Source organism: Paenarthrobacter sp. YIM B13468, assembly GCF_042788025.1.
GTDB classification, from domain to species: Bacteria; Actinomycetota; Actinomycetes; order Actinomycetales; family Micrococcaceae; genus Arthrobacter; species Arthrobacter aromaticivorans.
The window spans coordinates 100,840-113,791 of sequence record NZ_JBHZPI010000004.1 but is presented as its reverse complement, the minus strand read 5'-3'; the positions used below and the strand labels follow the sequence as shown (position 1 = coordinate 113,791).

Here is a 12,952-nt window from a genome sequence, read left to right as displayed (position 1 = left end):
CGGGGCGTATAGCTCAGGCGGTTAGAGCGCTTCGCTGATAACGAAGAGGTCCCAGGTTCAAGTCCTGGTACGCCCACGGAACCTAACAGGTTCAGGTAACACTGAATCGGAATGAGGTGCTTGTGAAGAAGTTGCTGGTAGTAGTCGCAGCGGCGGTCGCAGGCGTCCTGGTCTATAAAAAGGCGCAGGAATCCGAAGCCCGGAAAGATCTCTGGAGCAAGTCAACCGACAAGGTCGACTAGCCCGGAGCCAGGTCCGGGACTGGTAAAAGCCGGTCCTGACATGGGGTATGATTGACGGGTTGCTTCTTATGGGGGCATGGCGCAATTGGTAGCGCACCTGCTTTGCAAGCAGGGGGTTCGGGGTTCGAGTCCCCGTGCCTCCACCATAAGAAAAGTCCCGGTCAGAAATGACCGGGACTTTTGCTTTTAACTCAGCTGGCCTCAACTGAGTTTGGATTGAGCCACGGTGTTCAGCGCCCGCTCCAGAAATGTCTTCAGTTCACTATCCCCCAGCACAGGAGTCACCACCCCGAGCTCCAGCGTCGGTTGCGTCTTGGCGCCGGCGGCCGCCAACGCTGCCTGGAGATTCCGGCGGGCTTCGGCCACGGCCGGGGAATTCCCGCGCTTGGCAGCGTCGAGCATGATCAGGGCTTCTTCCACGCCTCGTCCGTAATTGGCTGCCGCAGTTGCCCAATGGGTGGCGTCCGCTGCGAACCCCGGCACTGCCATCTTGGGTAACAGTTCCGGCAGCCTCTGCAGCAGCTCAGCTCGGGCCTTCAAGCCGCCTGAAGGGGACCTTCCGGCGTCGTAATCGGACCAGAACTGCTCCATATCCCGCCGGAGCTCAGGAGCGGACGGAGTGAGCTCATCGTCCTGCCAGTCTTGGTTGAGGTCCACGAAGGCCTTCACGGCCGCGAGGACCTCCGGATCTGGCCCCGAAACCTGTTTCAGGGCTGCATCCATGGACTTGCCGGGATCGTACGCCGGTCCATTCCATGAGAGATCGGCGTAGTTGAAGATGGCGGGGAAAGACAGGTAGGGCTCGATCATCGGATTGGTGACTAGTCCACGGACAGATTTGTACAGCTCCGAGTCGCGTCCGATCACCGGTGCCATGAACAGGTGGTCCTGCGAAAAGTCGTTCACGGGGTAGTTGTCCCAAATGACCAAGTCGCGTGGAGAACCCGGACTCCCGTATGTCCGCCGGGCGGTCTCGGCTGAGTCGGCGCTGATCCTGTGGGAGACCACGTCTTCACCGGTCCACTGGACCACGATCCCGGGGTTCAGGGCCCGGCCAAGCTCCTTCTTGTACGCATTGCTGGCGGAACCGTTGTAGAACGTAGGAACCGTCTGGAGGGGTTGGATGTCCGCCTTCGCAGAAATGAACCGGTCATTGACGTCATTCAGGAACGAAGCCTGTGCCTTGGCCAGATTGGCTTGGCCTGCGCCAAACTCCTTGAGGTCTTCGGCGCATTGGACCTTCGTGGCAATGTCATCGAGGGGAATCACGAACGAACGGACACCGATCGAATACAGGGATTCGAGCTTGGCCACTGCAAAGTTGAGGTCTGCCTCGCTGGAGTAGCAACTATCGATGCCCGGGGACAGCGCGTAAGTAAAGCGGATGTGGTTGGCCGTGGCGGTATCCACCAGCTCCTGCAGTTCTTTGAGGTCCTCGTTCGAGTACAGTTCCCGCCACTTCTCCCGCAACTGTGGATCATCCTTTGGGGAATAGATGTAGGTATTCATTTTTTGGCGTCCTGCGAATTTGAGGACATCCAAACGGGCCTGATGGGACCAAGGCGTCCCGTAAAAACCTTCGATGACGCCACGGGTCTCCATCAACGGCCAGTCACTGACGCGTGCGGCCGCCATTGCCCCATCCTTGAGCAATTGGCGTGCGGTCTGCACGGCATGGAAAACGCCGTCGGCATCCGTTCCGGCGAGTACCGCCGTCGGAATCCCTGAAGTTTTTCCGGTGGCTATGGCGTAGCCTTCGGCTCGGCTGACTGCGTTCTGGTTGTCCGCCGCACTTTCCTTCCCCAGCTCTTTGAGTACCGGGCTTACTGTGGGATCCGATGCGGTGCCAAGGAAGACGGCCGAACTGCCGGCCGCTGCGCTGTTCAGGGCTGTCACCGCTTCTGCAGTACCCCCTGCTCCTGTCACCAGGTCTTGGAGGGCGGTGATGGACGCCTGGTCTGTGCCTGGGGAAGCCACGATGTAAACGTGGCCGTTCAGAGGGACGGGGTCCCCCACTCCGGCCTGGAGATGTTGTGGGATCGGAAAGATGCTTGGGATTTCGATCTTGCCCGTCCCGTGGCCCCCGGACCGTTCCCGGGAAACCACCAACCAGCCCGTAACAACCAGAGCGACAGCCAGAGCCGCAACTGCGATCAGCAGCAGCACTGATCGCCTCGGTCTAGCTCCACGGACGGGCGTTGTGTTCAATCAGATGTCCCCTTGGGAAAGCCGTCGCCGACTGTCTGGAATGTTGACTCAAGACAACCACACTGTCCGCGCCGCACATAGAGGGCGGGACGTGCGCCTCACCAAACTAGGGTTGATCCGTGAACCTTCTCATTTCCGCGCTGGGAGTCCTGGGCGTGGCTTCCTCAGGACCACTGATCGCCGGCACCTTGGGTGCCACGTCCGTGACGGCGTTGGCGATCGCCTTCTGGCGGAACGCGATCGGCGCAGTCGTGATGGCCGCACCGGTGGCCATCCGGGAGCCCAAACAGTTTGGGAAGATCAACCGGCGCGAGTTTGGCTGGTCCACGGTTGCCGCCGTCGCTCTGGCCTTTCACTTCGCTTGCTTCATCACGGCGCTGCAGCTGACCTCGGTAGCTGCAGCCACTGCCTTGGTCTGCCTTCAGTCGGCATGGATCGCGGTCTTCCAGTTGTTCAGGGGCGCCCGCCATCGCTGGCCGGTTCTGTTGGGCCTGGGGATAGCCTTTGGCGGAGTCGTAGCCATTACAGGATTCGATATGGGCTCCTCACCGCAAGCCCTGCTGGGCGACGTCCTCGCGTTGGCTGGTGGAGCCCTGGCCGGCTTGTACACTTTGGCTGGCGGCAAGGCCCGCCAGTCCATGGGAACGGGCACGTACACCACGCTCTGCTATGGAATGTGTGCTGCGATTGTTGCCGTGTTGGCTTTGCTCAGTGGCCAACCGTTGGCAGGGTTCGACGCCGGAGGCTGGCTTGGGATTCTCGCCATCACCGTGTGTGCACAGTTGGTAGGGCACACCGCCTTCAACCACCTGCTGGCCACAATGAGCCCCTTGCTCGTTTCCATGATCATCCTGCTGGAAATTCCGGGGGCAGCGATCCTGGCGGCCATTTTCCTCAACGAGACACTCCCCGCTGGGACATACGCCGGCCTTGCGCTCATTCTCATTGGACTCGCGGTGGTGGTCTCCGGGCAACGGCGTGGCAAGGGCGAAGCAGACCAGCGGGAGGCCGAGCTGGGAACTGACTGAGCTTCCGCCGTCGGGCTTCTACTGCCGGGGGCTTACAGGCTGCTGCGCCGAATGCCCTGCGCCGTGTTGGCCGTATGAATGGCCCGCAGGAGCTTGGCAGGGAAATAGACCGAGAAGAAAACCACCATGGGCGCCTTCAGGGCCATCTTCTTAACGTTGTGCGCTTTGTACGTCCGGTCGAAGCGCGTGACGTAATAGCGGTAGTCCCGCGGAGAGTCCTCAAGGCGTCGGGCGGACATGCCGGACACCATTTGCGGGCAATACCGGACGTGGAGATCGTGCTCGGCGAGGTGCAGTGAGAGGTCGATGTCCTCGTGCATCTCATCCTTCTCATCGAGGCATGTTTCGTCCCGGATGGTCTCCCAGGCAGTGCGCCGGAGGGCCATGTTTGAACCGAACAGGAAGTGGTATTGGTGCTTGGCCAGACGCAGCATCAGCTGGCGCATTTTGTCGTCTGCCTTCAGTCCAAAGCGGCGCATTGGCATGTCGTAGTAGACCACAGGTCCGGTAGCAGCCTGGACGGACCGGTCCATGAAGGCCTTCTGGACCTGCTCAACCCAGTCAGGTTCCAGGACAGAATCGGCGTCGATGCGCCCCACGATCTCTCCTTTGGCGCTGTTGAGGCCAAAGTTACGCGTGGGAATGAGCCCCTGCGTGGTGTCCTGCCGTAAAAGGATAATGGGGCTTTCCGGGTATTCCTGCTGCATCTGGCGCACGATCCTGGCAGTGCGGTCAGTGGAGAGATTGTCCACCACGATGATTTCCTCAGCAGGAACAGACTGGTAGATGGCCGCGATAAGGCACTGGCGAATGACGCTTTCCTCGTTATACGCCGGGATGACGATTGAAACCCCCGGAGGGACCGGGACTTCCTTGAGGGCACCCGCAATGGGTCTATCGGCTGACATCAGTTCAAATCTAACACCCGGCATAGCGTCCCCAGCGGACCATTGGGTTACAAGGTGGCAAACACTGAAGGGATCCCGGCCAGCCGGGATCCCTTCAGATGATGTTTCAGTGACGGCCTCTATGAACCAGGCCAATCAGAACCCTAGAGCTGAGGGTCCTTGGACGTGGAAGGGGTGTCGTGGTCCTTTTGGCCGCTTGCGGCAATGTTCCTGACCGCGGTCTTGGCATCCGTAGCGACGTTGGCCTTGGAATCCTTGCCCTTCTCGGACGCATCCTTGGTTGCCTGCTCCACTTCGGCAGCCGCTTCCTCGGGCGTAATGTCAGAAGTCTTGGATTCGGCCGGCAAGGTTGACGTCGCCGTAGCTGATGCTTCAGTGTCTGCGGGAGCCGGTGCAGGCGTTGGGGCAGGGGTTGGATTGACCGGGGCCGGCGTCTTCCAAGGATCCTCCACAGGTTTGGAGGCCTTCCACGCAGCGACACCGGCAGCAACCGCGGCTGCAATAACTGTGACAACCAGCCATCCGCGCTTCTTCGGCTTCTGCTGGACAGCCAATTGCTGGGAAACAGCCTTGCTGGTCTGGTCCGCCACTGCCTTGATTTGCTTGCTGGTGGCCTGAGCTTGCTCCTGCACGCTGTGAACCACACCCGAGTCCACCAGTTTCTGCGCAACGGCATCCACCTGGGCTGGCGCGTTCTCAAGGACATGATGGACAACTACGGAAGCCTGGCCCAACTGCTCGGAGAGCTTGGGCAGGTACTCCTCAACTACCTTGTCCCGGGCGATTCCGAGGGCCGGAGTTGCCTTATTAAGGGTCTCCTGGATCTTCGGCGTGGCGTCCTCCACAGCGTCATGGATCTTCGGCGCGAGGTGCGCCAGTCCATCCTGAAGCCGCGGCGTAACTGTTGCCACGCCGTCGGCGAGGTTGTGCGCCGCCGACTTCAGTCCCTCCTGGATCTTCGGGGAAGCGGTATCAATGCCGTGCTGAATACGGGGAACAGCCCAATTGACGGCTGCTTCCACGCGGGGCGCCGCCCAGTCGCGGGCGTTATCCACACCAGCCGCAACGGAGTGTTCAAGGTCGCGGGCAATACGGTCTGATTTCTTCACAACTACCTCCCGATACACATGCTCGTTTGAAGCTAGCCTACGTGCCCTGAGGAACAGCGGCTATTCATCTGCAGGATTCTTCCCGGATTTCACCCAGCGCGGAACCGGCATTACAGCCATGCCGGCGTTGACCCTGCATGAAAGAATGGGGCCATGACCATCGCAACCGCAAAAGCAACGATCCATACGAGCCTCGGCGACATCAAGGTTGACCTCTTCGGCAACCACGCCCCCAAGACGGTCGCCAACTTCATTGGCCTCGCCACTGGCGAAAAGTCCTGGACGCACCCGGAAACCGGCGAAGACAAGACCGGCACGCCCCTTTACGACGGCACCATCTTCCACCGCATCATCAAGGACTTCATGATCCAGGGTGGCGATCCCCTGGGCCGCGGCGTTGGTGGACCGGGCTACAAGTTCGACGACGAAATCCACCCCGAGCTGACCTTCAACGCTCCCTACAAACTGGCCATGGCCAACGCCGGCATCCAGATGGGCAAGGGCACCAACGGGTCACAGTTCTTCATCACCACGGTCAACACGGACTGGCTGTTCGGCAAGCACAGCATCTTTGGTGAAGTAGCTGACGAGGAATCCCGCAAGGTTGTTGACGCCATTGAGGGCGTCCGCACCGGCATGGGCGACCGCCCCGTTGAGGACGTCGTCATCAACAGCATCGACATCGAACAGCTCTAGCCTGCATTCATGAGCTACGGAATCCCGTCGGCAGAGCCGTCCGCCACGATCCCGGTGTGCCCAAGGCACCCGGACAGGCCCTCCTACGTGCGGTGCCAGCGCTGCGGGCGCCCAGCGTGCCCCGAGTGCCAGCGGGCGGCCGCCGTCGGGTTCCAATGTGTTGATTGCGTCAACGAACAAAAACGTACGACGCCGAGCTACCGCTCTCCCTACGGCGGTGCCTTGGCAACCGGCCGGCCTTTGGTGACGTTTACGATCATCGGGTTGTGCGTGCTGGTTTACATCCTTCAATGGATTGTTCCTGGCGACGCTGTATTCCAGAATTTTGCCTTCGCAAACTATGCAGCTGCCAGCGAGCCCTGGCGGATGCTTACGGCGGCCTTCCTTCATTCGCAAGGGTTCCTGCTGCACATCGTCCTGAACATGTACACGCTGTGGATTTTCGGACAAGCCCTTGAGCCTTTGCTCGGACGGATCCGGTTCCTCGCCGTGTACCTGCTCTCCGCCATTGGCGGATCCGTGGGCTATCTGCTGTTGACTCCCACTTTTCCCGTGGTGGGCGTTGTGGGAGCTTCCGGCGCCATCTTCGGTCTGTTCGGTGCCATGCTCGTAGTGCAGCGTCACCGCGGCGGTGAAACCAAACAACTGTGGATCCTCATTGCGATCAATGGCGCCATTGGCTTCTTTGTTCCCAGCATCGCCTGGCAGGCACACCTGGGTGGCCTGATCACCGGCGCCCTCGCTGCCGCCGCCATCGCCTATGCCCCGCGGGGCAAGAACCAAGCCCTGCTGCAAGCAGGCGGCCTCATCCTCGTGGCAGGCCTTCTGGCCGTGGTCGCGTGGTTCCGCATCACTGCGGGCTAGGTGCAACTCTTTCTGCATCCGTGACCGGTTGCCGCAGTATCGTCTTCAGTTTCTCCGGTGGAGTGCGGCGAGGATCGCTCACGTAGATCTCGTGATGCTTCCCCGTCATCATCAGTGACTCCCCGGGGATGAAGCTGTTATGCATTGCCTCCAGCACGGGACCTTCGTCATCGTAGGGGCCGATGTGGAGTGTCTGGACGCTTAGTCCTTCATCCAGTGTTTCCAAGCGAAGGCCGTCGATTGCCGGCGCGGAGCCTTTGTTCGCGACGATCTTACGTGCCTCCTCGTAGTGGTCCTGGGTCATCCAGCCAGGAACCATATTCATCAGGGTCCAGTCCCAGCGCGACTTGTCCCTGGCGCTTGTAAACGTATCCATGTCCTCTGCCCACCAGAGCGCTTCCAGGGGCATCACGGTGTAGTCGCGGCCCAGCTCCTGTTTGCTGAAGAACTTCATCTTGTAAGCGACAGGGTAAAGGGTGGCCAGTGCGTCCTTGTACTCCTGCGAGGTATTTGGATCGCCATGGCCGTCGATCATGAGGAACTGCAGGGCTGAAACCGTCACCACGGAAAACCTGCCACACGAAGCCTTGTATGTTTCGATCTGTCTTTTGAGGTCGACTTTCACGACTGGCAATCCCCTCCCCTTCTGCGCTGACTGACTAGGTTATCCACAGTGGTTGTCCACAATGTGTGTAACTTACATGCGTGTAGTTAGCTCGCCAACCCCTCGTACGGGTCGTCAGGGCGGCAGATATCCCCCGAAAGGCATGCGTTCATCCACAGCTGTGGATAACTATGTCCCAGGTTCTGAGTCCATTGTGGACAACTAAGCCAATTCCTGGCCATGTGTGGATAAAGCTGTTAATTACGCCTCAGCACGGCACCTATCAACAGCCTTATCAACAATGTTAATAACTTACACAGGTGTAGTTCATGTGCTTGGTGACCCCCTCAGGGCTGTAACTGCGCGGATCTCCGCTGAGAAACCCACAAGTTTTCCCCACTTGTGGATAACTTGTGGGTAGGGGGCTGTTGTTAAGTGGGTAACTGCCCAGGCCGTGAGAGGCGTGAAAGTGACCAGTGAGGGCGGAAAGCCCGCTGAGGGATGATTTTTGGCTCCGCCTCCGTCGGTGAAAACGCCGGTGGGTAAATCCAGCAATGCCCGAGCCATGAACGTTCGGTGAAGATGCGGCCACTATCCACAACGCGATGCACAGTGGGCATAACTTCGCGCCGCTCAGTCCGGGGTCCGGAATCAGCACCGGCGCAAGGGTTTTTGCGAAAAGTGCGTGGATGTCCACAGAACTTATCCACTCCTGTGGATAAAGTTACGCACTTCTGTGGAAAAGGATTATGGGCGTCTGTGGGAAGGCCGAGGCCCTACTTCTGACCTTGCTCGAGCCAAACGCCGGAAGTACCGCGTCTGTGGCTGTCCACCAAGTGGGTATCGATGATCCCTACGGCTTCCATGAGCGCGTGCATCGTGGTGGGGCCAACGAATGCGAAGCCTTTCTTCCGGAGAGCCTTGGACAAAGCAATGGATTCGGGCGAAGTTGTGGGGATTTCTGCGTAGGATCGGGGCGCAGGGGTGGTTTCCGGCTTGAAGGACCACACGAAGTCCACCAGCCCGCCTTCTGCCCTAATAGCGATGGTGGCCTTGGCGTTGGTGATGGCTGCCTGGATCTTTAGGCGGTTCCTGACGATACCTGCGTCCAGCATCAGCCGCTCGACATCCGCGTCTGTGAAAGCAGCGACGCTTTCAGGGTGGAAATCCAGGAAAGCCTTCCGGAAGGCATCCCGTTTCCGAAGGATGGTTGCCCATGACAGGCCGGCTTGGAACGCTTCGAGACTGATGCGCTCATACATCCCTTGCTCGTCGCGGACCGGCATTCCCCACTCGTGATCGTAGTAAGCCTGCATCAGCGGGTCCGAGGCAGCCCAGAGCGGCCGAGCCAAGCCGTCCTCGCCGATGATGATGCCGGTTTCTTCCGGGGTCATGAACGCTCCTCTGCGGCCGGCACGCGGCGCCCACCCTTGCTATTTGCCTTTAGAAACATTCTGCCCGTTGGCTGTGACATTTTGCCCTTGCCCATGACATTTTGCCGCTGCGAGCCGGTCCCTAGGACAATCCGGTGACACGCATGGTGATATTGATTCGTCCATGGGCGAGTCCACACCCCTCGGGGCACGTTCCGGGAAAGACCTTGGGGATGCCGTGATAGGCAAACCTTGACGGACCGCCGAAAACGAAGAGATCTCCAGAGCGAAGTTCGACGTCCGTATACGGCTTGCTACGCGTTTGGGTGTTGCCGAAGCGGAAGTTGCACGTCTCCCCGATGCTGAGGGAGACCACTGGAGCATCGGAGCGTTCATCCTTGTCCTGATGCATTCCCATGGCGGCGCCGTGGTCGTAGTAGTTCACGAGCGCGGCATCCGGTGTGTAGTCACTGGCGAGTTGGGCCAATGCATCATTTTCGACCCCCATCGAGTAAGCATCGGATACGGCCTTCCTGCCCAAGCGAACCATCCACTCCGGGAATTCGAGTACGGGCCTCCCGTTCACATCTGTAGCTTCGCGCGTGTAGCGGTAGGGCTGCCAATGCCATCCAAGGCAAACGGTCCGGACGGACATCTGATGCCCGCCCGGCAATGTAGCTGCCCTGAGGGGCACCGGCCCGTGCGTCCAATCGCGAAAGCGTTGGACGATCCACCTCTGCTGCTCCAGGCTGAGCCAGCCCGGCACGTGCACAGCGCCTGGAGCTATAACCCGAGGGCCGGCGTCGTGGGTGTCAGGTTGGATAAGCGTCAACGGAAACAGGGCGTCCTCGCTCATGCGGCAGCCTCAAGCGTGAGGAGTCTTCGCTTCGCTTCGGTTCCACCGAGGTAACCGCCGAAAGTGCCGTCGGACTTCACCACGCGATGGCAGGGAACAATGACCGGAAGGGGATTGGTAGCGCAGGCTGTTCCAACGGCACGGACGGCTTTGGGACTCCCGGCAGCCTGGGCCACCTGTGCGTAACTTTCGGTCCTGCCGTAGGCGATCTGCGGCAAGTGATGGAGGACGTTCAGGCGGAACCCGCGTGCTAGCTGGAAGTCCAGGGGAAGGTTGAAATCCTTACGCGTGCCGCTGAAGTACTCGTCCAGCTGGCGGGCAGCGGACTCAAGTTGCGAAGGTGCATACAGGATGCGGGGACTCACGGTGTTGGCCAGCAACTGCAATACGGCCTCGTGGTTTTCACGCTCGAACGCTACCCGTATCACGCCATGTTCCGTAGCTGCCAAAAGCAACCTGCCCACAGGAGAGTCCACCACTGTGTAGGCGATGTCCAGGGAATGGCTTTCTTGTGCAGAGCGGACAAGCCGCGCATGGAGGCTGGCCAGAGCAGGCTCGATTCCGGCGTCGAGGGGTTGAAGGAGCACGGCCACCGCGGCGTGGTCCGAAGGAGATTCAAAAGTCATCGTATTTCTCCTTTCGCCGATGTTGGGACTGATGATGCAGTCACGGACGTGGAATGAACCAGGAACGCCCGGACGGATTCGGGCTCTTCGCGGAGCATGGCACGGAGGGCTTTCACACCGTCGGATCCCGCACGTCGTGCAGCATCTGGTGTCCCGCCCAAAAGTGACGCAATGTCCCGATATGGGAGACCCGCCAAATAGTGGTAGGCCACTGCCTGGCGTTGTTTAGGTGGCAACTGCCCGATGGCGTTGAGTAACTCCGCTTGGTTGTCACCCGGAATGCCAATTTTCGAAGGCCGCTCGGGCGGCTGGTCCACAGGCACAGCGCGGCGATTACCGGAACGGATGAGGTCGATGCATTTCCGATGCGCAATAGTGACGAGCCAGGCCTCAACGTTGGCATCCGCAGGGAGGGCGCCATAAGCCTGTAAAGCCGCAAGAAAGGTTTCGGACCAAGCGTCATCGGCATCGTGAAGGCCCACCACTGCACGGCACACCCGGATAACAGTGCCGCCATGTTCCTGTACGACTGCCTCGAACGGCCTCTTGGTTTGGACCGGCTGCCGACGCTGCATCAGAAGAGCTTGCTCTCTTTCACGACGGCAGGCTCTTCGAGCTCGAGGAGGAATCGCTTGTTGCGCAGGCCACCCGCGTAGCCGGTGAGTTGCCCGTTGCGCCCCACCACGCGGTGGCACGGGATGATGATGCTTATGGGGTTTCGCCCTACTGCGGACCCGACGGTCTGGGCCAGGTGGGGATCGCCCATCTCGAGAGCCAGTTCACCGTAGCTGATGGTTTCCCCAAAAGGAATGTGTTGGAGCCGATGCCAGACCTTCTCTTGGAAGGCATTGCCCCGGGCTTCAAAGGGAACCTCGAAGTCGGTGCGCTTTCCTTCGAAGTACTCGTGGAGTTCGCTACGGGTCTGCTCGAAGAGTGGTTCCTCGATCACTGCCGGGACGCCAAAGTAGTCCGGCGGAGGCATGTGCCAATGGCCTTCGTAAAAGATGCCCGTCAAGAACTCCCCACGGGCGGTCAGCGTCAGCTGCCCCAGCGGGGAATCCATGGTGGTGTGCCTGGTGTTCATATCCTGTAGACGTTCGCGGGCACCGGAATGTGAGGTGTGGGATTCCTAGGCGCGCCAGCGCGTGGTCATCAGGAATCCGACGATTGCGATGCCGAAACCAGCCACGATGTTCCACGAAGCCCATTCCTGAACTGGGAACCGGCCCTCAGTGATATAGAACGTGATGATCCAGATCAGGCCAATGATCATGAGGCCAAACATGACCGGCTTGTACCAAACGGGATTCGGCTTGTACTGCTGCGCGGCGGAAGTCTGCTGGGCCTGACGGGCAGGCCGCTTGCGGGGCTTGGACTCGGGCACGGATCCTCCTTGGCTGTTCGATTGAAACCCGATGCTGCCGGCCTTGGTATCCTGCAGGAAGGAAAAATTCCAGCGGTCAACGGCCACGCGATGCTCCGGGTTGTTACTAGCTGTCAAGTCTAGCCGCAACCAGGGTAGGCCAGTGCCGCCCGCGCCCTATTCGAGGAGACCCTGTGGCGGACCAGCAGACGACGGCGGCTGCAGCCGTGCCGTCCGCCCGCGGGACGCAGCGAAAACCTCCCCGCGGCCGGCTCACAGCCTCGGACATTCTGCGCAAAATCAGCCAAGTACTGGGCGAGTTGCTCATCACCGCAGGCATTGTCCTCCTGCTTTTTGTGGGCTGGGAGCTGTGGTGGACCAACGTGGAGGCCGACGCCAAGCAGACCGAAGCCGTGAAGAGTTTTGCGCAGGAATTTGCGGGACCGGTAACGCCGGCCGTCAGCCAGGCTACTGACTACGGTCCGCCCGTCGTAGGGACGGCTCCTGCCCATGGGAAAACGATCGGGATCATGTACATCCCGCGATTCGGTCCGGACTACACGCGGCCCATTATCGAAGGAACAGACCAGGATGTCCTGGACACACTGGGCCTGGGACACTACGGCAACACCAGCATGCCCGGAGCCCTCGGTAATTTCGCCGTCGCGGGGCACCGGCAAACACACGGCGCTGTCCTGGATAACATCCACACCCTGGTCCCCGGTGACAAAATCTACGTCCAGACGCCGGACGGCTATTACACCTATGTCTTCCGCAACAACCAGATTGTGTTGCCCAGCCAAACCGACGTCCTGATGCCGGTCCCCACCCAACCCGGTGTAACGCCCCGTGAAAGCATCCTGACCATGACCAGCTGCAACCCGCGCTTCGGATCCCAGGAACGCATCATCGCCTACTCCGTCCTTGAGGGTTGGCAACCGTCCTCAGCCGGACCGCCGTCGGAAATCGCTACCCAAGTAGCCCAAGCCCAAGGAAAGGGGTAACGGATGTACGCCTGGATCTTTCGGAATTTGCCCGGCCCCTTGTGGCTGCGGATACTCATATCGGTGGCGCT

15 protein-coding genes and 2 tRNA genes are annotated in these 12,952 nt (G+C 60.1%); 7 read left to right on the top strand and 10 right to left on the bottom strand.

The genetic code is table 11. The features are described from left to right. Positions 1 to 2 precede the first annotated feature (2 nt). The 3 genes from ACFX4T_RS05575 to ACFX4T_RS05565 all read left to right on the top strand — a co-directional run bounded on the left by ACFX4T_RS05575 (position 3) and on the right by ACFX4T_RS05565 (position 388). Positions 3 to 76, top strand: a tRNA-Ile gene (locus ACFX4T_RS05575). 46 nt (positions 77 to 122) lie between these two features. Next, entirely contained in the window at positions 123 to 242 is a 120-nt protein-coding gene (locus ACFX4T_RS05570; RefSeq protein WP_216924378.1) for a DLW-39 family protein, read from the top strand. Positions 243 to 312: 70 nt separating this feature from the next. Further along, positions 313 to 388, top strand: a tRNA-Ala gene (locus tag ACFX4T_RS05565). Between the two features lie 55 nt (positions 389 to 443). Here the strand turns inward: ACFX4T_RS05565 and ACFX4T_RS05560 are convergent. Continuing rightward, positions 444 to 2,408 (bottom strand): beta-N-acetylglucosaminidase domain-containing protein, encoded by a 1,965-nt coding sequence (locus ACFX4T_RS05560; protein WP_377651068.1) that lies wholly within the window; start codon positions 2,406 to 2,408, stop codon positions 444 to 446. Between the two features lie 161 nt (positions 2,409 to 2,569). Between ACFX4T_RS05560 and ACFX4T_RS05555 the strand changes: the two genes are divergently transcribed. After that, a complete protein-coding gene (locus ACFX4T_RS05555) occupies positions 2,570 to 3,478 on the top strand; it encodes a DMT family transporter (RefSeq protein WP_216924374.1) in 909 nt (302 codons plus the stop codon). 32 nt (positions 3,479 to 3,510) lie between these two features. Here ACFX4T_RS05555 and ACFX4T_RS05550 read toward each other — a convergent pair whose 3' ends face one another. Continuing rightward, positions 3,511 to 4,386, bottom strand: coding sequence for a glycosyltransferase (locus ACFX4T_RS05550; protein ID WP_377651067.1), 876 nt, complete (start codon positions 4,384 to 4,386; stop codon positions 3,511 to 3,513). Positions 4,387 to 4,529: 143 nt separating this feature from the next. Beyond that, positions 4,530 to 5,495: a hypothetical protein gene (locus ACFX4T_RS05545; RefSeq protein ID WP_377651066.1), complete on the bottom strand. Its 966-nt coding sequence runs from the start codon at positions 5,493 to 5,495 to the stop codon at positions 4,530 to 4,532. 153 nt (positions 5,496 to 5,648) lie between these two features. Here ACFX4T_RS05545 and ACFX4T_RS05540 point away from each other — a divergent pair, with 153 nt between their 5' ends. Together ACFX4T_RS05540 and ACFX4T_RS05535 are read left to right on the top strand one after the other, a co-directional pair. Beyond that, the gene (locus tag ACFX4T_RS05540) at positions 5,649 to 6,191 is read left to right on the top strand and encodes a peptidylprolyl isomerase (RefSeq protein WP_216924370.1); all 543 of its coding nucleotides are present in this window, start codon (positions 5,649 to 5,651) and stop codon (positions 6,189 to 6,191) included. A gap of 9 nt (positions 6,192 to 6,200) precedes the next feature. After that, entirely contained in the window at positions 6,201 to 7,055 is an 855-nt protein-coding gene (locus ACFX4T_RS05535; RefSeq protein ID WP_377651065.1) for a rhomboid family intramembrane serine protease, read from the top strand. On the opposite strand, the gene ACFX4T_RS05530 is transcribed toward ACFX4T_RS05535, so the two are convergent. The 7 genes from ACFX4T_RS05530 to ACFX4T_RS05500 form a co-directional block, all read right to left on the bottom strand. Further along, positions 7,042 to 7,680 (bottom strand): GyrI-like domain-containing protein, encoded by a 639-nt coding sequence (locus tag ACFX4T_RS05530; protein ID WP_377651167.1) that lies wholly within the window; start codon positions 7,678 to 7,680, stop codon positions 7,042 to 7,044. The two genes, ACFX4T_RS05535 and ACFX4T_RS05530, sit on opposite strands and share 14 nt — an antisense overlap. Positions 7,681 to 8,435: 755 nt before the next feature. After that, a complete protein-coding gene (locus ACFX4T_RS05525) occupies positions 8,436 to 9,053 on the bottom strand; it encodes a DNA-3-methyladenine glycosylase I (protein ID WP_216924362.1) in 618 nt (205 codons plus the stop codon). A gap of 121 nt (positions 9,054 to 9,174) precedes the next feature. Further along, the gene (locus ACFX4T_RS05520) at positions 9,175 to 9,888 is read right to left on the bottom strand and encodes an alpha-ketoglutarate-dependent dioxygenase AlkB family protein (RefSeq protein ID WP_377651064.1); all 714 of its coding nucleotides are present in this window, start codon (positions 9,886 to 9,888) and stop codon (positions 9,175 to 9,177) included. Next, positions 9,885 to 10,514: a methylated-DNA--[protein]-cysteine S-methyltransferase gene (locus ACFX4T_RS05515; protein WP_377651063.1), complete on the bottom strand. Its 630-nt coding sequence runs from the start codon at positions 10,512 to 10,514 to the stop codon at positions 9,885 to 9,887. The genes ACFX4T_RS05520 and ACFX4T_RS05515 overlap by 4 nt, the downstream gene beginning before the upstream one ends. Beyond that, positions 10,511 to 11,089, bottom strand: coding sequence for an RNA polymerase sigma factor (locus tag ACFX4T_RS05510; RefSeq protein ID WP_377651062.1), 579 nt, complete (start codon positions 11,087 to 11,089; stop codon positions 10,511 to 10,513). Before ACFX4T_RS05510 ends, ACFX4T_RS05515 begins: the two co-directional genes overlap by 4 nt. Continuing rightward, positions 11,089 to 11,598, bottom strand: a complete 510-nt coding sequence (locus ACFX4T_RS05505) for a methylated-DNA--[protein]-cysteine S-methyltransferase (protein WP_377651061.1) — start codon at positions 11,596 to 11,598, stop codon at positions 11,089 to 11,091. Before ACFX4T_RS05505 ends, ACFX4T_RS05510 begins: the two co-directional genes overlap by 1 nt. A gap of 45 nt (positions 11,599 to 11,643) precedes the next feature. Beyond that, a complete protein-coding gene (locus tag ACFX4T_RS05500) occupies positions 11,644 to 11,898 on the bottom strand; it encodes a cell division protein CrgA (protein WP_216924354.1) in 255 nt (84 codons plus the stop codon). Positions 11,899 to 12,056: 158 nt separating this feature from the next. Here ACFX4T_RS05500 and ACFX4T_RS05495 point away from each other — a divergent pair, with 158 nt between their 5' ends. Next, positions 12,057 to 12,881 carry a class E sortase gene (locus tag ACFX4T_RS05495; RefSeq protein ID WP_216924648.1) on the top strand — a complete coding sequence of 275 codons (825 nt, stop codon included), beginning with the start codon at positions 12,057 to 12,059 and terminating at the stop codon, positions 12,879 to 12,881. Positions 12,882 to 12,952: the final 71 nt, after the last annotated feature.

Bases quoted from the DNA above. Each gene is read 5' to 3' on its own strand.
- ACFX4T_RS05550 (WP_377651067.1), bottom strand. From the start codon at position 4,386: ATGTCAGCCGATAGACCCATTGCGGGTGCCCTCAAGGAAGTCCCGGTC.
- ACFX4T_RS05540 (WP_216924370.1), top strand. From the start codon at position 5,649: ATGACCATCGCAACCGCAAAAGCAACGATCCATACGAGCCTCGGCGAC.
- ACFX4T_RS05535 (WP_377651065.1), top strand. From the start codon at position 6,201: ATGAGCTACGGAATCCCGTCGGCAGAGCCGTCCGCCACGATCCCGGTG.
- ACFX4T_RS05525 (WP_216924362.1), bottom strand. From the start codon at position 9,053: ATGACCCCGGAAGAAACCGGCATCATCATCGGCGAGGACGGCTTGGCT.
- ACFX4T_RS05520 (WP_377651064.1), bottom strand. From the start codon at position 9,888: ATGAGCGAGGACGCCCTGTTTCCGTTGACGCTTATCCAACCTGACACC.
- ACFX4T_RS05515 (WP_377651063.1), bottom strand. From the start codon at position 10,514: ATGACTTTTGAATCTCCTTCGGACCACGCCGCGGTGGCCGTGCTCCTT.
- ACFX4T_RS05510 (WP_377651062.1), bottom strand. From the start codon at position 11,089: ATGCAGCGTCGGCAGCCGGTCCAAACCAAGAGGCCGTTCGAGGCAGTC.
- ACFX4T_RS05505 (WP_377651061.1), bottom strand. From the start codon at position 11,598: ATGAACACCAGGCACACCACCATGGATTCCCCGCTGGGGCAGCTGACG.